The organism is Mucilaginibacter sediminis, from assembly GCF_051903035.1.
Classification (GTDB): Bacteria; Bacteroidota; Bacteroidia; order Sphingobacteriales; family Sphingobacteriaceae; genus Mucilaginibacter.
Genome location: NZ_CP170602.1, coordinates 1,779,802 through 1,800,611, shown reverse-complemented (window position 1 = coordinate 1,800,611; position 20,810 = coordinate 1,779,802). Strand labels below are relative to the sequence as shown.

Sequence of the window (20,810 nt, the reverse complement as noted above, 5' to 3'; positions counted from 1 at the left end):
CCACATATGAAAACATCATCAGTTATAATAAACGCCTGTGTAGGTTTAGGCTTATTAACCTCCAATGCTTTTGCTCAAAGCGGCAAACCGGTTTTTGTCGGTAAAATAGGTGTACAAGCCTATACCTTCCGAAGCAGTATGTCTAAAGCTACAATATCCGTACTGGATACCATTAAAGCAATGGGCATAACCGAACTGGAAGGACAGGAACCCAAGGGCATGACGCCCGAAGCTTTCCGTAAGCTTTGTAACGAGAGAGGAATCAGCATTCCGTCGATAGGAGCAGGGTATGATGATATAGTGAAAAGCCCGGCCCAGGTGGTGAAACAGGCTAAAGCGTTAGGCGCCAAATATGTGATGGTAGCCTGGATTCCGCATGGTAAGGAGTTTAACCTGGAAGATGCCAAAAAAGCCGTTACTGATTTTAATACAGTTGGCAAATACCTTGCAGAAGCCGGGATTACATTTTGCTACCACAACCATGGGTATGAGTTTGGCCCTTACGAGGACGGAACCCTGTTTGATTATATTGCTAAAAATACCGACCCAAAGTATGTATCATTCGAGATCGACCTGTTGTGGTCGTTCCACGGCGGGCAGGACCCGGCTAAGCTGATAGAAAAATATCCAACCCGCATTAAACTGATGCACCTTAAGGATATTCGCAAAGGCGTAGCCAATGACCTTACCGGGGGCACCGATACTAAAAACGATGTAGCCCTTGGCTCCGGTCAAATCGATATCCCGGCGGTGCTTAAAGCAGCAAGGAAAGCGGGCGTAAGGCATTATTTTATTGAGGATGAAAGCCCATCGTACGCAACGCAAATTCCTGTTACTATTGAATATATTAAAGGATTAAAATATTAGGTCGTGAAAGGTTTTAATAGGATAAAAATTTGATAGTGAAGTACTTATTGTTATATCCGGGGCATTAGCCGGCTTGTTCACCTTATACATTGTAATACGCTTCTTACAAAAAAGAATAATGCATTATGCGGTATTTCTTCGATATTTGATATCGCGGCACCACAAACCGCTATTTAAACCAATTTATATCTACACTGAAAAAACAGTAAACCTTACAGTATGGAAAACTCTCGTCGTACATTTATAAAACAGGCTGCTATAGCAGGAGCAGGCGTATTGATCACTAAAAACGCGTGGAGCGCCAAAAGCTACAAACGCATTATTGGTGCTAATGACCGTGTTCGGGTTGGTGTTGTCGGCTTTTCCGACAGGCATAAAAGTTCGCACATCCCCAGCTTCATGAATCATTATAAAGAGCTTAATTTCGAAGTGGTTGGCGTATCCGACATCTGGAAAAACCGCCGCGAAGAAGGTGCCGCTGTATGGAAAGAAAAAATGCAAAGCGATGTAAAGGCCTACCGCAATAACGAGGAGATGTACGATAGCAAAACCGTCGACGCGGTATTTATTAGTACGGCCGATTTTCAGCATGCACGCCATGCCATTGAGGCTGTTAAAGCAGGCTGTGATGCGTATGTGGAAAAACCATTTGCCGAAACTATGGAGGATAACCGCGCGGCGCTTAAGGCCGTTAAGGAATCTGGAAAAATAGTGCAGATAGGATCGCAGCGCAGGAGCGGGGATAATTATCACGCTGCCAATGATTTTATCCGCTCGGGTAAGTTTGGGCCTATTACCATGGTCGAGCTTACCTGGAACGTTAACCAGCCAGGCCGCTGGCGCCGGCCCGAATTACTTAGTAAGTTAAAAGAAGAAGATACCGACTGGAAACGCTTTATCATGAACCGGCCATATGAGGCTTTCGATCCGCGCAAATATTTGGAATATCGCTTATTTTGGCCATACTCCTCCGGATTGCCCGGCCAGTGGATGAGCCACCAGATTGATACTGTGCACTGGTTTACCGGTTTGAAGCACCCGCGCAGCGTTGTTGCCAACGGCGGTATTTATATGTGGAAAGATGGCCGTCGCAACTGGGATACCATTTTGGCAGCCTTTGACTATGGTCCGCTGGATGATCTGTCAACCGGTTTCCAGGTTACCTTTGGTTCGCGCATGCATAACGGAGATGAACATCCCGCCGAGATATATTACTCCAACGGAGGCGAATTGAACCTGATCACCAATAAGGTATCGCCAAATGGCGGGCTCACGGCAAAAATGGCTGCGGCCATGGGCATGAAAGCTAACCTGCTGCCCGAGATTAGCCTGGCAAATACACAACAGGTTGTAGCATCGGCTAACACCGGCGGCGATGTGCTTACTTCAAACCATGTGCGCAACTGGATGGAATGCGTGCGCAGCCGTAAGCAACCCAATGCACCGGTGGAAGCTGGGTACAGCCATTCTATTGCCAATATCATGACCAATGCGGCGGTACACACCGGTGTTAAGGCAACGTTTGATGAAAGCACCCAGGAAGTAATGGCAAACGGTAAAGTTTTTAAATATTGATAAGTAATGATGATAAATACTTTAAAAAAAACAGGTTTAATGATAGCCTCAATAGCTTTTGCCACAGGTGTAGCCGCTCAAAAAAGCGAGCCGGTAAAGGTTGTAGAGTCAAAAAAGGAACGTAAGGTAGATGTGTTTATCGGCGGTAAGCCGTTTACAAGTTTCCTGTACCCTGATAGTCTTGAGAAACCGGTTTTATATCCTTTACGCACAGCTAATGGCACTGTTGTTACCCGTGGCTTTCCACTTGATCCAAAACCCGGAGATCCAACCGACCATCCACATCACATAGGCCTTTGGTTTAATTTTGAAAACCTGAACGGACTGGATTTTTGGAATAACTCCTACGCGATTCATAAAGAGAAGAAGAATTTGTACGGATGGATCCGTACCGACAAGGTGCTGGAAACCAAAAGCGGCACAACCGGCGTATTGGCGTACCACGCGAACTGGACTAACCAGCAAAAAGATGTCATTTTAGAAGAAACCACCCGTTTTGAATTCAGCGGAACAGCCAATCAGCGCATTATAGATCGTATTACTACACTAAAAGCCAGTGTGGATGCAACTTTTACCGATGCTAAAGACGGCCTGCTTGGCCTGCGCCTGGCTCATGACCTGCAGATGCCTGCTACTGAAGACCAAAAATTTACCGACGATAAAGGCAATGTAACCATAGTTAAAGCCGGCACCGATAAAGTGGCCAACGGCAATTACTTAACCAGCGCTGGCAAAACAGGTAACGATGCCTGGAGCAGCCGCGGCGTATGGTGCAAGGTTTACGGTAAAATGGGTGCCGATTCGGTAAGTATCGCTATTATAGATCATCCTCAAAATCCTAATTATCCCACATTTTGGCATGCCAGGGGTTATGGCTTATTTGCGGCTAACCCTTTAGGTGAGAAGATTTTTACGAATGGTAAATCGGCAAAGAATTTGCATTTAAATAAAGGCGAGGCGGTGACTTTTCGTTTTCGTGTAGTTATCAGTAATGGCGGGCAAACCATCAGCAGCGGGCAGCTTAATGAGATGGCAGCAGAATATGGGAAGAAATGATTTTTAATTTATTACGACAAACCGCGCGGACAGGCGTCTCGCTAAATGCATATGGCAGTAAAAGCAAGCCTTAACTCAGGGCTTGCTTCAAATCCTCCACCAAATCGTCAATATGTTCCAACCCGACTGAAACCCGCAATAAGTTAAATGGCGTTTTTGTATCTGGGCCTTCCATCGTTGCACGGTGCTCAATTAAACTTTCAACACCTCCCAGGCTGGTTGCCCTGGTAAATATTTTTAATTTATTGATGATATTGTGCGTATCATTTTCATCACCCTTAACAATAAATGATAGCATGCCGCCGAAGGCCAGCATCTGTTCTTTAGCAATTTCATGCTGCGGATGTGATGGCAGGCCGGGATATAATACTTGTTCTACATTGGGGTGCCGTTCTAAAAACTCAGCTAACAATTGCGCATTGTGAACATGGCCCTTAACACGGTAGGGCAGGGTTTTAATACTGCGTACCAGCCAGAAACAGTCGGTTGGGGAGGGGATAGCGCCGCCCATTTCCTGTACCTGGCGTATTTTGGCCCACCAATCGTTTTTCCCGGCGGTAATTAATGCGCCGCCCATCAGGTCGCTGTGGCCTCCAAAGTACTTAGTGGCCGAGTGCATTACCATATCGGCGCCCAAAGCCAATGGTTGCTGGCAAATAGGAGTGGCAAAAGTATTGTCAACCACTACTTTAATGTTGTTCGCCCTGGCAAAGGCAACCACTTTTTTTATATCGGTGATCTTGAGCAGTGGGTTTGATGGCGTTTCAACCCAAATCACCCCGGTTTCGGGCCTGATGTGTTGGGTTAAGACTTCTATATCATTAACATCAACAAAATCAAAGGTTAAAATACCCGCAAAGAGGTTTTTAAGCTGATTACGCAAACCGTGGTACATGTCATCGGGGCAAATAATGTGGGTACCCGGAGCCAGCGACTGAAATACCGACATGCCCGCCGCGTTACCCGATGAAAATGACGCTGCATCGGCGCCACCCTCTAATTTGGCTATAACATTTTCAAGCAAGGCCCGGTTAGGGTTCGATGCCCTGCTGTAAATATGCCCGCCTGGAAAACTACCATCTTCGTTACGCTCAAAAGTGGTCGACATAACAATAGGTTGTATCACGGCTTTTGATGATCCGTCTACATGGTTGCCTGCGTGTATGGCTATCGTTTCAGTTTTCATGAAAAATATTTGCAGCAAACTTAGTATTCCAATTTACAATAATATTATCTTAGGGTAAAAAAATTAAATATGAATATTCGAGGCATCCCCATGGCATCTATTGTTTTATTCGTTTATGCTCTGGTTAATTTGGTGATCAAATACTTTTATCCGTTATCGTATCATTTAGTTCATCCATACTTAGATGGGGGCTTAATTGGCGCCATGTTTGTTTATGGGCTGTACTACGCTAATATATATGCCGGCGCATGGTTAAATAACAGGAAAGAGGAACACGCGGGATAAACCGTTTGGTGCAGGCGTTCAAGGTTTTCTTTTACGAGCACCCGGAATTATTTTTGATCCCGAATGTAGCGGGCTGTTTAAATTTTGCGTAATTGTTAAAAAAACAATATGAAAAACCTGCACCTGCTCACTATCATCCTGCTACTATCGGCTACTGCCTGTAAAAAAGAAAACATCGCCAAACAAAGCGAATACGATGCCAGCTACAAAGCCTGGATAAGTTTCAAAAACAGCAGCAAAAACTCATATTCCTATACAACATCTTTTGGTTCGTGGGTAGGTTTTGGTGTTACTATCAAAGTAGCCGTAAGTAATGGTAAGGTAGTATCGCGTGATTACATTAAAGTACAATCCCGTAACGACGGTACCAATAAGGCAGATACCGTTAAAACCTGGCATGAAGATGCTGCCACTATAAATACGCATCCAAATGATGCAGCCGATGCGCTTACAATAGATGACATTTACTTAAAAGCCCGTACCGAATGGCTTAAGGCTGATGCCGCAACCAATGATATCATATTTGAAGCAAAAAACAACGGCCTTATTTCCGACTGTGGTTATGTGCCGCGCAATTGCGCCGACGATTGCTTTAGAGGGATGAGCATTACAGCCATAACCGCTTTGTAAGCCGAAGGCAAAAAGCTTAAAGCCGAAAGCTGATAGGAAAATACTTTTAGCTTTCGGCTTTCCCCAATTAGCTTTTTGCTTTCAGCCTTCGGCTTTAAGCTTTCCCCCCCTCATAATCTTATTGTAAAGATGCCCTTTGCTTTAGGCCTTTGGCTTTAAGCTTTCCGCTTTTTTAGTACATTTGTTCAAAGTTTTTTGAATGGAAGCTGAGCATAATTTACAGTTATTATTACAAAATCCCGACCTGCCTGTTGATTTAAAGCATATTGCCGAAAAGGTACAGCGCAGCGAAAGGATCACCTTTGATGAAGGTGTTACGTTATATGAGCAGGGCGATCTTGGTTATCTTGGTGTTTTAGCTAACTACATTCGCGAAAAGCGTCACGGTGATAAAACTTATTTCAACCGTAATTTCCATATCGAGCCTACCAATCTTTGTGTTTACGATTGCAAATTTTGCTCGTACTCGCGACTGCTTAAACAAAAGGCAGAAGGCTGGGAGTATACCATGGACGAAATGTTTAACATGGTGACCAAATACGACGGTGAACCGGTAACCGAAGTACATATAGTTGGCGGCGTGCTGCCACAATACGATGTGCCTTTTTACCAGGAACTTTTCGGCCGCATCCGGGCGCATCGCCCCGAATTGCACATCAAAGCTTTAACGCCGGTTGAATATCATTACATATTTAAAAAGGCCAAAATTGATTATGCTACTGGTATGAAATTGATGATGGAGGCCGGTTTAGGCTCGATACCGGGCGGAGGGGCCGAGATTTTTCACCCCGAGGTTCGTGATCTGATTTCAAAAGATAAATGTACCGGCGACCAATGGCTGGCCATACACGAGGAATGGCATAAGTTGGGCGGCCGCTCAAACGCCACCATGCTTTACGGTCATATCGAAAAGTTCCATCACCGGGTTGACCATATGGAACGTTTACGCCAGCTGCAGGATAAAACAGGCGGTTTCCAAACTTTTATCCCGTTGAAATTTCGCAATCAGGATAACCAGATGTCGCATGTGCCTGAATCAACTGTTGTTGAAGATTTGCGTAATTATGCTGTCGCGAGAATCTACCTGGATAATTTCGATCACATTAAAGCCTATTGGGCTATGATTAGCCGTACCACGGCGCAGCTTTCGCTTAATTTTGGAGTAGATGATATTGACGGTACGCTTGACGATACCACCAAAATTTACTCGATGGCAGGTGCCGAAGAGCAACACCCCGGCATGAGCACCAAACAATTGGTGGAACTGATTAAACATGTAGGCAGGTACCCTATTGAGCGCGATACGCTTTATAATGTAGTTACCGATTACAATGATTTTGAATTTCCTGAAACCCAGCCCAAGCCGCAATATTACAAGCTGCCGGTAATAAACTAAGCTTAAAGCAGGAGGCTAAAAGCTGAAAGCAAAAAAGAAGGAGAAACATTGTGCTTTCAACATAATTAATACGACAACAATAACAAAGCTTTAAGCCTTATGCTTTCAGCTTTCAGCTAAAAGATGCAAAAAACCTTATACATAGTACGTCACGGCCAAACCGAATACAACAAATTGGGAATTATCCAGGGCAGGGGCGTTGATACCGACCTGAACGATGAGGGACGCAAACAGGCACAACTGTTTTTTGCGGCTTATAAAGATGTACCTTTCGATAAAGCATATATATCTGCGCTAAAACGTACAAAGCAAAGTATTCAGCCTTTTTTGGATGGGGGATTGCCATTTGAAAAGCTTCCGGGCCTTGATGAGCTGGCCTGGGGTATTCATGAAGGTCAGCTGCCCACGCCGGAAAATAAAGCAGCCTTTTTGCAAATTATGCGCGATTGGCTGGATGGAAAATTGGATAGTAAATTTGAAGGCGGCGAAAGCCCTAACGAAGTAGAGATCCGTCAGCGCGAGGCTTTGAAGGTGATCATGAGCCATCCCGAAGAAAAAACCGTACTGGTTTGCATGCATGGCCGCGCCATGCGTTTATTGCTTTGTATTTTAACCGGCAAGCCACTAAGCGAAATGGATAACTTTCCGCATCAAAATTTGGTTTTATACAAAGTTGTTTATGATGGCCAACAATTTGCCATTGTAGATTTTAACAATGCCGAACATTTAAAACAATCCTGAAAGAGAACGTTTCTTGTGAAAAAGATCAGAATATCAGCAGTAAGCTACACTAATACCAAACCCTTTATATACGGCCTTCAACATACCGGTTTTGTAGACAAAATAGAACTAAGCCTTGACACCCCGACTGATTGTGCCCAAAAACTCATTGATGACGTGGCGGATATCGGCCTTATCCCCGTGGCGGCCACGTTAAGCCTGCCCAACTGGGAAATAGTATCCGATTACTGCATTGGTGCCGTAGGCGCGGTAAACTCGGTTTTTATATTTAGTAATTGCCCGGTACACGATATTAAATACCTGCAGCTTGATCCCGAATCTCGCTCATCTAACAACCTGGCGCGTGTACTGCTTAAAAACTATTGGAAAATAAGTCCGGAGTTAATTGAGGGTGCAGCAAACTACGGCCTGTCGACCGAACCAGATGCAGCTTTTGTTCAAATTGGCGACCGTACCTTTGGCAAAAAAGACCAGTATAAATATGTATATGATTTGGCCGAAGAATGGCAAAAGTTTACCGGCCTGCCGTTCATGTTTGCAGGCTGGATAGCCAACAAACCAATCCCGCATGATTTTATGCAGGAATTTAACGCCGCCCTTAAATACGGCCTCGACCATAGGCAAGAATTGTTCAAAGAACTGCCTATGCGCAATGACTTTGATATAGTTGATTACCTGATGGTAAAAATTGATTTTGATTTAACCGAAGAGAAGAAGAAGGCGTTGTATATGTTTTTAGATTACATAAAGCGATTGAACGATTAAACGTTTGGTCTGAACTCGGATTAAACAGATTTTTTGGATTTCACAGATTTTTAAAAATAGCTTGTTTCACGGCCGTGAAAAAAATCAAAATCCAAAAAAACTGAAGAATCTGCTTAATCCGAGTTCAGACAAATTGAATGATGTAGGGACACATTAAACGATTTTATCTGAACCGCGATTTATCAGATTATGGGATGGCCACGATTATTGAAAACAGATCCTTTCTCACAGAAAATTAAAATCCAAAAAATCTGAAGAATCTGCTTAATCCAGGTTCAGACAAATTGAATGATATCAAAATCACGCTTAGAGATCAAAGATATAGTTCGCGATTTCAGTATCTTAACCGTTGTTTATTGATACTAACCAAAATCTGATAAAACCATGGAACTATCGCTTCATATCATCCTCGAAAAACCTACTGCCGGGGTAGCTTTTGGTTTACAAAAGGGATCGGGCAATAAATATGAAACTGTACAAATCCAAAAAACTGATTCGGGCGACCTGAATTTTTATTTAACGGTAACCACAAAAGGCGACAGGCTTAAAGATGCTTCGCCAAGATTTGGCGGGCCATTTATACAAGGCCCATACATGGGCAACTTTATTTACCTCGATATCGGCACGCTGGCCGGGCAGGTTAGCCCCTGGAACAGGAGGCTCAAAATTCCGATGGCGGGAATAACCTGGGAGATCATCGATCAGCTAAATGCAGATGCGGCGTTAATGCTTAAAACAAACGTAGCCGGAACAGCCAAAGACGGCAGCCCAAATTGCGCCACGGTAAAGCCATTTAACGGCTGGCAGGTAGTTTCAAAATAATCTATTGTTAAGTCAACGGCATTAAGTCGGAAGTCATAAAGCTGTCTCTTTTCTGTACTTACAACTTGTGACATTGGGCTGAAGAATAAGCGTCAATTTATCGGTGACACAACCTTATATTTATCAAAATAAATCCCATTATGGAAATTCAACAGGAAACAACCACCGCTTTATTCATTAAAATAGCCATATCAAACTGGGAGTTGCAAAACACCCGCCTTAACGCGTTGCTTGATAAACTAACCGACGAGCAAATTGCCGGCTTCACAGCGCCCGACCGTAATAGCGGCACCTATCTTTTAGGGCATTTAACCGCGGTAAGCGACGGCCTTTTTACCTATTTAGAACTTGGCGAGCGGCTTTACCCGCAGCTGGATGAGATCTTCCTGAAAAACTCCGATACCTCCGGGCTGGAAAAACCGCCGATAGCCGATATCAAAGCTGCCTGGCACAACGTAAACACCACCCTCAAACAAAAATTTGATGCCATGCAGCCCGAAGACTGGTTTACCAAACACAGCGCCATCCCTGCCGAAGATTTTGCAAAAGAACCCCATCGCAACAAACTGAATATCCTCATCAACAGAACCGTTCACCAGGGCTACCACATGGGGCAACTGGCCTATTTGGTGAAAAAGTAGATAGCCCTTCCAAACCTCCCCTGAAGGGGAGGCTTTAAGAAAAGCCTCTTCGCAAATCAAAAAGTTCCCCCTTTAGGGGGTTAGGGGGCTTCCTCCTGACAATTCCATGATCTCAATTTGACAAATGGATGGTACTATGCCTAAATAAACAGCTGTATATTTGCTTAACGCTGTTAAATGATTTAAGGCGTAAATAAAATGGCCAGTAAAGAACGTATTCAACGCTTAAAAGACGAAACCAGGATCAATATCCTGGATGCCGCGCTCCAGATTGTTAAAGAGGAGGGATGGCAGGCTTTAAGTATGCGTAAAATTGCCGATGTAATTGAATACACCGCACCTATCATATATGAATATTACGCTAATAAAGAAGCTATTTTGCTGGAACTTGCCCGCAAAGGTTACTTATTATTAGCTAAAGACCTTAGGACAGCTCACGAACAACACTTGCTGCCAGAAAAACAACTGGAGGCTATGTGGCTTGCCTACTGGAATTTCGCCTTTGCCAACAAAGAGCTTTACCAGATTATGTTTGGCGTTACTACCAATTGCTGTTGCGACGAGATAAACAAGCTGGAAGAATCTGTGATGCCATGGGATTTGTTCACCGATGTAATTGGCAAGGTGATGCGTATCGACAATCCCGAATCGGATGTTATTTGCACTAAATATTACACTTTTTGGTCTGTTGTACATGGGTTGGTGTCTATCAACTTATTGCGGCGCGGTTCATCAGACGATATCAATCGCCAGGTATTAATGGATGCCATTACCGGTATCATCAGGTCGATAAAACCTGAGTAATTTTTTGCTTCGAAAATAACATCGTTAAATAATTTAACAGTGTTAAATAAAAGTAAACTCAATAACAAATAAATAATAAAACAACTATGGATATCAACTTTTACATAGCGTTACTAAACAGTGTTAAGTCATCAAACACAAAACGCGGCAACTATTTAGCTACAAAACGTTAGCTCAGTTAGTAATCACCACCGATAGCCTTAAAAACAAAGGTTATCATTTCAATAAAAATCATACATATATCAATTCAGCAATGAAAACAATTAACTCAACATATATCTACCCGCCGCAAGGCAACAAAATGAATCACAATCTATCACCCTCAAAATTAAGTATCATGAAAATTATCCCATTAGCGCTTTTAGCACTCACATTATATGGTTGCTCGCCCAAGCCGCAAACGCAGCAGGCACCGCCACCGCCGGCACTACCTGTTGCCGCAATAGCATCGGGCACACAAACTACTTACCAGGAATATCCTGCATCTATTGAAGGTACCGTTAACGTAGAAGTTCGTCCGCAGGTAAACGGTACTTTAGACAAGGTATTTGTTGACGAAGGTGCTTTTGTAAGCGCCGGCCAGCCCATATTTAAAATAAATGAGCAGCCTTACCGCGCAGCCTTAAACAACGCCCTGGCCAGCTTACACGCGGCCGAAGCAGCAGCAGGTAACGCGCAACTTGAAGTTGACAAGCTTACACCGCTGGTTGAAAACAAGGTAGTATCTGATTACCAGTTAAAAACCGCAAAAGCCAGCCTGCAGGTTGCTAAAGCCAATATCGAATCGGCTAAGGCAAATGTGTCAACCGCGCAAATTAATTTAGGCTATACCTTAATAAAAGCACCGGTTAGCGGTTATATCGGTCGTTTACTGAAGAAGCAGGGAAGCCTGGTTACTCCGCAGGACGTGGAAGCTTTAACCCAACTGTCTGATGTGCATGATGTGCATGTTTATTTCTCTTTGGGCGAAAAAGATTTCGTAGCCTTTAAAGAACAGTATCCCGGTACTACTTTAAAAGAGAAACTACAGCACTTGCCTACCGTATCATTACTATTAGCCGATGGCAGCCAATACGCCAAACAAGGTAAAATAGATGTAATAGACGGCCAGTTTGATAAAAACACAGGCGCTATTACCATCAGAGCAAACTTTGCCAATCCCGATGGTTTGTTACGTGCCGGTAATACAGGTAAAGTACGTTTAAGCTTACAACATACGGATGCATTGATAGTGCCCGAGTCGGCTACTGTCGAAATGCAGGATAAGGTGTTTGTTTTCGCCCTTGCCGATAGCAATAAAGTGAAAAAAGTACCTATCAACATTGTAGGTAAAAGCGGCGAAAATTACCTGGTTAAAGATGGCCTTAAAGCCGGCGACCAAATTGTACTAAGCGGCATGGACCACTTAGCCGAAGGTATGGTAATAGCACCTCAAAAAGCTACCGATAAGGTTGCTGCTGTAGTTAATAAATAAGAATCAAGAGTTAGGATTTAGGTAAAAGGCTAAATGCCAAAGGTGAAAGGTTTAATTGGTAGCCGTTTGTATCGTTCAATTACGAAATGATAGGTGGCGTCTAATAAATCCGAAATCGCACTTCCGAAATCCGAAATAAAAAATTAAAATCATGTTTCAAAAATTCATAGAAAGACCGGTACTTTCAACCGTTATCTCCATATTATTGGTGATAGTAGGGGTACTTGGTTTAACAAAACTGCCCTTGGAGCGGTTTCCGAATATTGCCCCTCCGGCGGTATTGGTATCTGCTGTTTACCCGGGCGCTAATGCGGAGACTATTTTACGTTCTGTTACGCCTTCATTAGAAGAAGCGATTAACGGTGTGGAAAATATGACCTATATGACATCTACCGCCAGTAACGATGGTACATTGGGTATCACCGTTTACTTTAAACAGGGTACCAATCCCGATCAGGCAGCTGTAAACGTTCAAAACCGTGTTTCGCAGGCTACAAGCCAGTTACCGGCCGAGGTTGTTCAATATGGTATAACCACAACCAAACAGCAAAACAGCTTCATTGGTGCTATGGCCATCTATTCGGAAGATCCTAAAAAATACGATCAGACCTTTGTAGCCAACTACGCACAGATTAACATTGTGCCCGAAATTAAACGTATAACGGGTGTAGGTTCGGCCAGTATATTTGGTGGTATTAAGGATTACTCTATGCGTGTTTGGCTTAATCCTGCGCAAATGGCAACTTACAAAGTTACACCCGCCGAAGTAATGGCAGCTATACAGGACAAAAACCTTGAAGCCGCGCCTGGTAAATTTGGTGAGCGCAGTAACGAGGCATTTGAATATGTAATTAAATATAAAGGTAAGCTTACCAAACCAGAGGAATATCAGAATATCGCTATCCGTGCAAACGCAGATGGTTCTGTATTGCATTTAAAAGATGTAGCCCGTGTTGAACTGGGCGCCTATTCTTATAATAGCGTAAGTAACCTGAACGGGCACGACGGTATTATTATTGGTATCATACAGTTGTCGGGCTCAAACGCCAACCAAATTCAGATTGAGATTGATAAGCTGATGGTTAAGTTATCTAAAGATTTCCCGGCGGGTATCAAATACAATCAGTTTTATCGTACCAAAACCGATCTTGATGAGTCAATTGACCAGGTTGAGCATACATTGGTGGAGGCTTTTATATTGGTGTTTATCGTAGTGTTTATATTCCTGCAGGATTTCAGATCTACTTTGATCCCAGCCATAGCTGTTCCGGTGGCTATTATCGGTACGTTCTTCTTCATGAACCTGTTTGGTTTCTCGGTTAACCTTTTAACCCTGTTTGCCCTGGTGCTGGCCATAGGTATTGTGGTGGATGATGCTATTGTGGTGGTGGAGGCCGTGCATGCCAAAATGGAACACGACCCAAGCCTAACCCCTAAGGCGGCAACTACCGAGGCCATGCACGAAATTACAGGTGCTATTATATCTATTACGCTGGTTATGGCTGCGGTGTTTTTACCGGTTAGTTTCATGGTAGGTTCAACAGGCATATTTTACCGGCAGTTTGCCTTAACTATGGCTATAGCTATTATTATATCGGCTGTAAACGCGTTAACCTTAAGCCCGGCCCTGGCAGCATTGTTTTTAAAGAACAAGCATAGCGCAGATGGCCATGACGCACCTAAAAAAGGCTTTGTAGATAAATTTTATGCAGGCTTTAATGGTGGTTTTAATTATATGACCAACAGGTATGTAGGAGGCTTAAAATTCCTTATCCGTAAAAAGTGGCTGAGCATAGGCGGGTTGGTGCTGGTAATAGCAGCTACCGTTTACCTGGTAAACAGAACAAAAACGGGCTTTATTCCAACTGAAGACCAGGGCTTTGTGGCCATTGCTGTTAGCACGCCATCCGGTACATCATTAAGCGGTACCAACAAAATCTTTAAACAAGCCGAAGATCAGCTGAAAACTTTACCGTCGGCAAGGTTTGTTACCGCATTGTCTGGTTTTAACTTTTTAACCCAATCCAGCAGTCCATCTGCCGGTGTAATCTTCCTGTTATTAAAACCAAATGAACAGCGGGGAGCAGTTAAAAATATTGACGAGATACAGAACATTGTTAGAGGAAGATTAGGCGGCATACCTGGCGGTACTTTCTTTGTGTTCAGTTTTCCAACGGTGCCAGGTTTTAGTAACGTAGAAGCCTTGGATGTGGTATTGCAGGATAAAACCAACGGTAAGCTGGATAAATTTAGTGGTGTTGCCAATAATTTTATAGGAAAGCTGATGCAGAAACCAGCAATAGCTTATGCCTTTACATCTTATAAAGCAGATTATCCTCAGTTGCAATTAGAAATTGATGACGAAAAGGCCGGTCAGTTGGGCGTAAATGTTAAAGACATTTTACAAACTATGCAGGCGTATTTTGGTACTGCACAGGCGTCAGATTTTAACCGCTTTGGTAAATACTACCGCGTGGTAGTGCAGGCTGATACTGCGGACAGAACAGATCCTTCGGCAATTGACCGGGTATTTGTTAAAAATAAAGCCGGCGAAAATGTGCCTATCAATACACTGGTTAAATTAACCCGCGTATATGGTTCAGAAACGGCTTCACGTTATAACCTGTTCAACTCTATCGAGATCAACGCTATCCCAAAACCGGGTTATAGTTCTGGTGATGCCATTAAAGCTATACAGGAAACAGCACAGGAACAATTGCCTACCGGCTTTGCCTATGAGTTTGCTGGTCAAACCCGTGAGGAGATTGCTTCGGGCGGTCAGTCGGCTATTATCTTTATGCTTTGTTTGGTGTTTGTATACTTCTTATTATCAGCACAATATGAAAGTTATATATTGCCATTGGCAGTTATCCTTTCCATCCCAACAGGTATTTTAGGTGTGTTTGTGGTATTAGGTTTAACCGGTATCGAAAACAACATTTACGTACAGGTAGCTTTAATCATGCTCATCGGTTTGCTGGCCAAAAATGCCATCCTAATTGTGGAGTTTGCGGTACAGCGTCGAAAAGCGGGGCATGGTTTAATTGAGTCGGCAATTGAAGCTGCAAGGCTGAGGATACGCCCAATCATCATGACGTCACTGGCTTTTGTATTCGGTTTATTCCCGATGAGTATTGCAACAGGCCCATCAGCACAAGGTAACCACTCTATTAGTATAGGTGCAGCCGGAGGGATGGTTTCAGGAGTAATTTTAGGATTGTTCATCATCCCGGTATTGTTTGTGATATTCCAGGGATTACAGGAGCGAATCAGCGGTGTACCATTGGCCGTGCTGAACGGTGACGGGCCAGGCCACAAAAAAGGGCACGCAATTGACCCTAAAAAATTGGAACTACAGAATAATTAATCTTTGAGAATCAAGAATCAAGAGCCAGGAATCAAAACTTTAAAAAGTTGTTGAAGCCGTCTTGATTCTTGACTCTAATCTCTTGATTCTATTAATATTAAAAAAATGAAACGTTATATAACTCCATTAGCTTTTGTATTACTTACGGCCTTTTTAAGCGCTTGTAAAGTATCAAAGGATGTGGAAACACCCAAACCAGAGCTGCCGGTTGCTTTCAGGAGCGCCACAGCCATAACCACTGCCGATACCAGCAGCATAGCCGATATACAGTGGAAGAATTTTTTTACCGACGCGACCCTGCAAACGCTGATTGACAGCGCCATAGCAAAAAATTATGACATGCAGATAGCGGTCAAAAATATTGATGCAGCACAGTTGCTGTTTAAACAGGTAAAATGGAATTATGTACCCGAGGTTGCACTAAATGTAACGGCAAGCAGCAGCCGCCCGAGCGATAACAGCCTCAACGGATTAAGCATTAAACAGTATGGCTTAGGTACCAAACACATTGAAGATTATTCAGCAAACCTTGCCCTTTCATGGGAGGCCGATATCTGGGGCAAAATCCGTAACCAAAGCCGCCAGGCACTTGCAGAATACCTGCAAACAGCCGAAGCAAAAAAGGCTATTCAAACCAACATCGTAGCAAACGTATCGCAAGGTTACTATAACCTGCTGATGCTTGATGCGCAATTGGATATAGCCAAAAAGAATGTTAAACTGAATGACAGTACCATCCGGATCATCCGGTTACAATATGATGCCGGCCAGGTAACTTTACTGGCAGTACAACAGGCCGAAGCACAGCAGCAGGCAGCTGCGCAGTTGGTTCCACAGTTTGAAAGGAACGTAGCTGTACAGGAAAACGCTCTTAGTATCTTGGCAGGCAAATTGCCGGATGCTATCGAACGCAATGGCACATTAAATGATGTTAAATTCCCTGAAACGCTAACTGCCGGGGTTCCATCGGCCATCATCAGCCGCAGGCCCGATATCAGGACACAGGAACTGGCTTTAACTATTGCTAACGCCAAAGTGGGCATCACCAAATCTGAAATGTACCCGGCTTTAAGGATCACCGCAAGCGGTGGCGTTAACTCCTTTAAGGCCAGCAATTGGTTTAATATTCCAGCTTCGTTGTTTGGTATAGTTGGCGGTAGTGTTGTAACTCCATTACTGGAGCACAAACAATTAAGTACTACTTACAAAGTTGCACAAATTGACCGCGAAAAAACGGTACTGCAATTCAGGCAATCAGTTTTAAATGCGGTTGGCGAGGTATCTGACGCCCTGGTTAAAATTGAAAAGCTAAAACAGGAGCAAGCCATAGCTGCAAATCGTGTAAAAACCCTGCAGCAAGCTACAACAAACGCCAGCATGTTATTTAAAAACGGCCTGGCTAATTACCTGGAAGTAATAACAGCCCAGGGCAATGTATTGCAAGGTGAATTAGCACTTGCTACTATTAAAAGAGATGAGCTAAGCGCTACTGCCGAACTTTACCGTTCATTAGGTGGCGGATGGAAGTGATTTGGTAAGTAGTTGATTAAGTTGATTAGGAGGGTAGTTTAGCTTTATCAGCTTATTGCCAAATATTCGGGGCCGGTCGTATTTAATACGACCGGCCCCTTTTCGTAGAGGGGTATAATTGCGTCCCTCGCGTTTATGTCTACGCCATGTGTTTAAATAAAGCAGCCAGGTGCCCAAATTCAGATATTACAAATAAATTACCTCGATTTAGCATAAAATCGCTATCATAGCGCAACCCCAATAATTTTGACTTGTTTTTTAATGAAATATAAATTCTTAATAGCGCTGCTTCTTATATCCGGATACCTGAAAGCACAAAATTTAAACATCATTCCTCAGCCACGGTCGGTTGTAAGTGGTTCCGGGCAAATCAGCATCAATAATCACTCGACAATTAGCTTAAGCGATACTTCATTAACCACTTTGGCTATTTACTTTCAAAAGGAATTATTTAAAGCAAAAGGTTTATCACCTGCGATAAATAACGGTGATTTAAAAAGTACCGTTAAACTCGTTTTAACCAACACAAACCAAACTTTAGGTGCATACGCACTAAAAATTACGCCGGAGCAGATAACCATATCATCTTCAAATAAAGAAGGTGTTTTTTATGGTTTGATATCGCTTTTACAACTTATTAAAGATCATCCTAAAGAAGGTGATAACCTTACTCTTGCGTCAACAGATGCAACTGACGCCCGTGAGTACCAAAATGTTGTACTTGCATCCACAGAAATAACCGACGCGCCCCGTTACCAATGGCGTGGTTTAATGCTCGACGAATCGCGGCATTTCTTTGGCAAGCAAAAGGTTAAGCAGATTTTGGATTGGATGGCTTATTACAAGCTCAATAAATTCCACTGGCATTTGACAGATGTGCAGGGCTGGCGCATCGAAATAAAAAAATACCCCAGGTTAACGTCCGTGGGCGGTGTGGGTGATTACAGCGATACATCGGCAGAGGCCCTTCCGATGTATTACACCCAAAATGATATCAATGAAGTGGTTAATTACGCTGCTCAGCGCTTTATAACAGTGATACCGGAGATCGACATGCCCGGCCATGCAACTGCCGCTAATAAAGCTTATCCTGAATATTCGGGTGGGAGCGTAGCCGGTTATCCAAACTTCACATTTAACCCGGCAAAAGAAGAAACCTACCAGTATTTAGCGGATGTTATCAAGGAAACAACTGCCCTGTTTCCATCAAAAATGATACATCTGGGGGGCGATGAGGTTGTTTTGGGCATCAAAGCCTGGTCGTTAGATACGGCCATTGCCCGGATGATGCAGAATAAGGGTTTTGCTGATGTTGGCACGCTGGAACGCTACTTTTTTAAGCGGATGACCGATACTGTAACCAATATGGGCAGTAAGATTCTGGCCTGGGACGAGGCCTCCCAAACCGACTTGCCGGCTGGGAAAACCATCATTTTTTGGTGGCGGCAAAATTTGCCGGGCCAGCTAAGCCTTGCTTTGCAGAAAAATTACCAGGTGGTGTTATGCCCACGCTTGCCGCTATATCTCGATTTTTTACAGGATGGCACACACGTTTCGGGTCGTAACTGGAAGGGTGTATTTAACCGGTATACAGATATCTATAACTTTCCGGACAGGCAATTAAATGCAGATCAGCTTGCATCAAACCAAATCATCGGCGTGCAGGCAAATATCTGGACAGAGAAAATAGCATCAGAAAAACGCCTGGACTTTATGCTCTTTCCACGGATTGCCGGCCTGGCCGAAGCTGGGTGGACTGCGCCTGAGGTAAAAAACGAGGCTACATTTAATGAACGGGTACAGGCAGGCTTAAAAAACTGGGATGCGGCCGATATTTATTACTTTAACCCTTTCGATCCGCAGGCCCACCCCGAGGCAGTTGATTTTGCACCTGTAATCAGGAAAACTCCCGTAGCCGAAAAACATGGCCGTCACCATAAAGCACATTCAAAAGCATCAAAGAGGGGAAATAAGATATCGGCAAAATCTCATAAATCGACACCCAAATCCAAGTCGACCAAAAGTAAACCCCGTAAAAAAAGGAAATAGCCTACTGGTTACTTCCTTTATATTGTTTATTACCGATTAGCAGTAGCTTTGAGCTTTTCGCCTTTTGCTTTGAGCTTACTCCGGTTCTACCTATAGGTTGACAGGTGGGTAGTTTTGATGCTTAGCACAAAAGATTTTCCAACGCTTATTTTAACGTTTTTGTCTAATAACATAGCCTTAACAGCATCATCGCCTTTGATGGCCTCAAAAAGATCGCGCGCCACGGCCGATCCGCTGATGTTGTTGGTAACCTTGCCGTTTTCCATATTTATATTGAACGTGTAGCCCGATTTTCCACGATCGCCGGCAGATTCAAAATCGGTAATGTTCAGTTTGAACTGCTGATCTTCAGTCAGGCTTTTCTTCAAATGCAAACGGATAACCGGCATGTACCTTTTCCAGGTAGTTAAATACTTTCTTTCTTCCATGATATGCTTATATATAAATAAAGCCCCTGTAGGTATTCGTTTACAGGGGCTTTTAAGATTTTTAAGAACAGGAAAATCATATATCCTGATCTTATTTTATGTATGTAATTTGTTGTTTTGAAACAGGGGTAATTAGGGACAGCTACTCCCGCGAATAATATTACCGCATAACAATTCAAAGCTACCTAAATTAAAGTATACACCCGCAATTTATATTTTTATAACCTATGTGGTGTAATGGGTTGTTAATCAGTAGTTATTGTGTCCTTATTTACGTAGCAAGGGAGTGTTGTCAATAAAATCCGAAACTAAAAAGTGATAAATGCTCTTTTTTCGAAGCAGGCAGGTAATCTGCCTGGTGGATTAAAAAGCATGACAATGACCGGTGAACCGTCTCAGCAGCCCGATACAGGCTTTTTATGATGCGGCAGTCTATATTAACACTTTGCGTGCAATTAAGCCGCGTTGCTCATTATTTGGGCTTTACTCATCATAGTTAAGCAACAAAGCAGTGATGTTCGCTCACATATAGTTCCATATCGTTCGCCCAATAATTCAGTGTTTTTTATGATTGCACAAATACGGTTAAAATAAGACATTTGCCAAATGACGACCCAAGACATTCTATCGGCAATAACTTACCAGGCAGCTACTACAACCGAACATTTTGAACAAATTATAGCGCTTCAAAATCAAAATCTATACAAATCTTTAACGCCCGAAGAGCAGGATCAGCAAGGCTTTGTTTTTGCCGAGCATACAGTTGAACTATTACAGCAAATGGCAGCGCAAATACCGCAGGTTATTGCGTTGCATCAAAACAAAGTAATTGGCTATAACCTGGCCATGACAGCTGCTATGGAAAAACAACTGCCCAGCCTTGAACCTATGTTCAGGGAATTTCATAAAAGCCGGTTTCAGGGCAAAGTTTTAACTGCTTATAAATTTTTTGTAGGCGGACAGGTGTGCGTTGATAAAGATTTCAGAGGGTTGGGGCTGTTGAGAAAACTTTACAACGCAACGGCCAACCTTGTAGGCGATGATTATGAACTTTGTATTACCGAAATAGCAGTAAGAAACGTCAACTCGTTAAAAGTGCATCAAAAAATGGGTTTCGAGATAGCCGGCACCCACCGCGATGAGTTTGGCGATTGGTATGTAGTTGTTTGGGACATCAGAAAGATTTAAACACAT

General features: G+C 43.3%; 17 protein-coding genes. 15 read left to right on the top strand and 2 right to left on the bottom strand.

Annotated elements, in window-relative coordinates; all coding sequences use genetic code 11:
• The first annotated feature begins 6 nt into the window (after positions 1 to 6).
• The 3 genes from ACFGVS_RS07045 (at position 7) to ACFGVS_RS07035 (ending at position 3,498) form a co-directional block, all read left to right on the top strand.
• Positions 7 to 867, top strand: coding sequence for a sugar phosphate isomerase/epimerase family protein (locus tag ACFGVS_RS07045; protein ID WP_439698029.1), 861 nt, complete (start codon positions 7 to 9; stop codon positions 865 to 867).
• Positions 868 to 1,086: 219 nt separating this feature from the next.
• Complete coding sequence (locus ACFGVS_RS07040; RefSeq protein WP_439698028.1) at positions 1,087 to 2,442, top strand: Gfo/Idh/MocA family protein; 1,356 nt, start codon at positions 1,087 to 1,089, stop codon at positions 2,440 to 2,442.
• Between the two features lie 6 nt (positions 2,443 to 2,448).
• Positions 2,449 to 3,498, top strand: coding sequence for a PmoA family protein (locus tag ACFGVS_RS07035; protein WP_439698027.1), 1,050 nt, complete (start codon positions 2,449 to 2,451; stop codon positions 3,496 to 3,498).
• A 70-nt stretch (positions 3,499 to 3,568) separates the two neighbouring features.
• Here ACFGVS_RS07035 and ACFGVS_RS07030 read toward each other — a convergent pair whose 3' ends face one another.
• Entirely contained in the window at positions 3,569 to 4,684 is a 1,116-nt protein-coding gene (locus tag ACFGVS_RS07030) for a trans-sulfuration enzyme family protein (protein WP_439698026.1), read from the bottom strand.
• A 393-nt stretch (positions 4,685 to 5,077) separates the two neighbouring features.
• Here ACFGVS_RS07030 and ACFGVS_RS07025 point away from each other — a divergent pair, with 393 nt between their 5' ends.
• The 11 genes from ACFGVS_RS07025 to ACFGVS_RS06975 all read left to right on the top strand — a co-directional run bounded on the left by ACFGVS_RS07025 (position 5,078) and on the right by ACFGVS_RS06975 (position 19,188).
• Positions 5,078 to 5,599, top strand: coding sequence for a hypothetical protein (locus ACFGVS_RS07025; protein WP_439698025.1), 522 nt, complete (start codon positions 5,078 to 5,080; stop codon positions 5,597 to 5,599).
• 199 nt (positions 5,600 to 5,798) lie between these two features.
• Positions 5,799 to 6,995 carry an aminofutalosine synthase MqnE gene (gene mqnE / locus ACFGVS_RS07020; RefSeq protein ID WP_439698024.1) on the top strand — a complete coding sequence of 399 codons (1,197 nt, stop codon included), beginning with the start codon at positions 5,799 to 5,801 and terminating at the stop codon, positions 6,993 to 6,995.
• 123 nt (positions 6,996 to 7,118) lie between these two features.
• Positions 7,119 to 7,736 (top strand): histidine phosphatase family protein, encoded by a 618-nt coding sequence (locus tag ACFGVS_RS07015; protein ID WP_439698023.1) that lies wholly within the window; start codon positions 7,119 to 7,121, stop codon positions 7,734 to 7,736.
• Between the two features lie 15 nt (positions 7,737 to 7,751).
• Positions 7,752 to 8,501, top strand: a complete 750-nt coding sequence (locus ACFGVS_RS07010; protein WP_439698022.1) for a menaquinone biosynthetic enzyme MqnA/MqnD family protein — start codon at positions 7,752 to 7,754, stop codon at positions 8,499 to 8,501.
• 384 nt (positions 8,502 to 8,885) lie between these two features.
• A complete protein-coding gene (locus ACFGVS_RS07005) occupies positions 8,886 to 9,323 on the top strand; it encodes a DUF5990 family protein (RefSeq protein WP_439698021.1) in 438 nt (145 codons plus the stop codon).
• Between the two features lie 140 nt (positions 9,324 to 9,463).
• Entirely contained in the window at positions 9,464 to 9,964 is a 501-nt protein-coding gene (locus ACFGVS_RS07000; protein WP_439698020.1) for a DinB family protein, read from the top strand.
• A 198-nt stretch (positions 9,965 to 10,162) separates the two neighbouring features.
• Positions 10,163 to 10,768, top strand: coding sequence for a TetR/AcrR family transcriptional regulator (locus tag ACFGVS_RS06995; protein ID WP_274213018.1), 606 nt, complete (start codon positions 10,163 to 10,165; stop codon positions 10,766 to 10,768).
• Between the two features lie 337 nt (positions 10,769 to 11,105).
• Complete coding sequence (locus tag ACFGVS_RS06990) at positions 11,106 to 12,242, top strand: efflux RND transporter periplasmic adaptor subunit (protein ID WP_090648054.1); 1,137 nt, start codon at positions 11,106 to 11,108, stop codon at positions 12,240 to 12,242.
• A gap of 151 nt (positions 12,243 to 12,393) precedes the next feature.
• Positions 12,394 to 15,609 (top strand): efflux RND transporter permease subunit, encoded by a 3,216-nt coding sequence (locus tag ACFGVS_RS06985; protein ID WP_274213019.1) that lies wholly within the window; start codon positions 12,394 to 12,396, stop codon positions 15,607 to 15,609.
• Between the two features lie 105 nt (positions 15,610 to 15,714).
• Positions 15,715 to 17,139 carry an efflux transporter outer membrane subunit gene (locus ACFGVS_RS06980; protein ID WP_439698019.1) on the top strand — a complete coding sequence of 475 codons (1,425 nt, stop codon included), beginning with the start codon at positions 15,715 to 15,717 and terminating at the stop codon, positions 17,137 to 17,139.
• A 261-nt stretch (positions 17,140 to 17,400) separates the two neighbouring features.
• A complete protein-coding gene (locus ACFGVS_RS06975) occupies positions 17,401 to 19,188 on the top strand; it encodes a beta-N-acetylhexosaminidase (protein WP_439698018.1) in 1,788 nt (595 codons plus the stop codon).
• A gap of 86 nt (positions 19,189 to 19,274) precedes the next feature.
• On the opposite strand, the gene ACFGVS_RS06970 is transcribed toward ACFGVS_RS06975, so the two are convergent.
• A complete protein-coding gene (locus tag ACFGVS_RS06970) occupies positions 19,275 to 19,616 on the bottom strand; it encodes a hypothetical protein (protein WP_090647651.1) in 342 nt (113 codons plus the stop codon).
• A 606-nt stretch (positions 19,617 to 20,222) separates the two neighbouring features.
• Here ACFGVS_RS06970 and ACFGVS_RS06965 point away from each other — a divergent pair.
• Positions 20,223 to 20,804 (top strand): GNAT family N-acetyltransferase, encoded by a 582-nt coding sequence (locus ACFGVS_RS06965; protein WP_439698017.1) that lies wholly within the window; start codon positions 20,223 to 20,225, stop codon positions 20,802 to 20,804.
• Positions 20,805 to 20,810 lie beyond the last annotated feature (6 nt).

Bases quoted from the DNA above. Each gene is read 5' to 3' on its own strand.
- ACFGVS_RS07015 (WP_439698023.1), top strand. From the start codon at position 7,119: ATGCAAAAAACCTTATACATAGTACGTCACGGCCAAACCGAATACAAC.
- ACFGVS_RS06995 (WP_274213018.1), top strand. From the start codon at position 10,163: ATGGCCAGTAAAGAACGTATTCAACGCTTAAAAGACGAAACCAGGATC.
- ACFGVS_RS06970 (WP_090647651.1), bottom strand. From the start codon at position 19,616: ATGGAAGAAAGAAAGTATTTAACTACCTGGAAAAGGTACATGCCGGTT.
- ACFGVS_RS07005 (WP_439698021.1), top strand. From the start codon at position 8,886: ATGGAACTATCGCTTCATATCATCCTCGAAAAACCTACTGCCGGGGTA.
- ACFGVS_RS06965 (WP_439698017.1), top strand. From the start codon at position 20,223: ATGACGACCCAAGACATTCTATCGGCAATAACTTACCAGGCAGCTACT.
- ACFGVS_RS06990 (WP_090648054.1), top strand. From the start codon at position 11,106: ATGAAAATTATCCCATTAGCGCTTTTAGCACTCACATTATATGGTTGC.
- ACFGVS_RS06975 (WP_439698018.1), top strand. From the start codon at position 17,401: ATGAAATATAAATTCTTAATAGCGCTGCTTCTTATATCCGGATACCTG.
- ACFGVS_RS07025 (WP_439698025.1), top strand. From the start codon at position 5,078: ATGAAAAACCTGCACCTGCTCACTATCATCCTGCTACTATCGGCTACT.
- ACFGVS_RS06985 (WP_274213019.1), top strand. From the start codon at position 12,394: ATGTTTCAAAAATTCATAGAAAGACCGGTACTTTCAACCGTTATCTCC.
- ACFGVS_RS07000 (WP_439698020.1), top strand. From the start codon at position 9,464: ATGGAAATTCAACAGGAAACAACCACCGCTTTATTCATTAAAATAGCC.
- ACFGVS_RS07030 (WP_439698026.1), bottom strand. From the start codon at position 4,684: ATGAAAACTGAAACGATAGCCATACACGCAGGCAACCATGTAGACGGA.
- ACFGVS_RS07045 (WP_439698029.1), top strand. From the start codon at position 7: ATGAAAACATCATCAGTTATAATAAACGCCTGTGTAGGTTTAGGCTTA.
- mqnE (WP_439698024.1), top strand. From the start codon at position 5,799: ATGGAAGCTGAGCATAATTTACAGTTATTATTACAAAATCCCGACCTG.
- ACFGVS_RS06980 (WP_439698019.1), top strand. From the start codon at position 15,715: ATGAAACGTTATATAACTCCATTAGCTTTTGTATTACTTACGGCCTTT.
- ACFGVS_RS07040 (WP_439698028.1), top strand. From the start codon at position 1,087: ATGGAAAACTCTCGTCGTACATTTATAAAACAGGCTGCTATAGCAGGA.
- ACFGVS_RS07035 (WP_439698027.1), top strand. From the start codon at position 2,449: ATGATGATAAATACTTTAAAAAAAACAGGTTTAATGATAGCCTCAATA.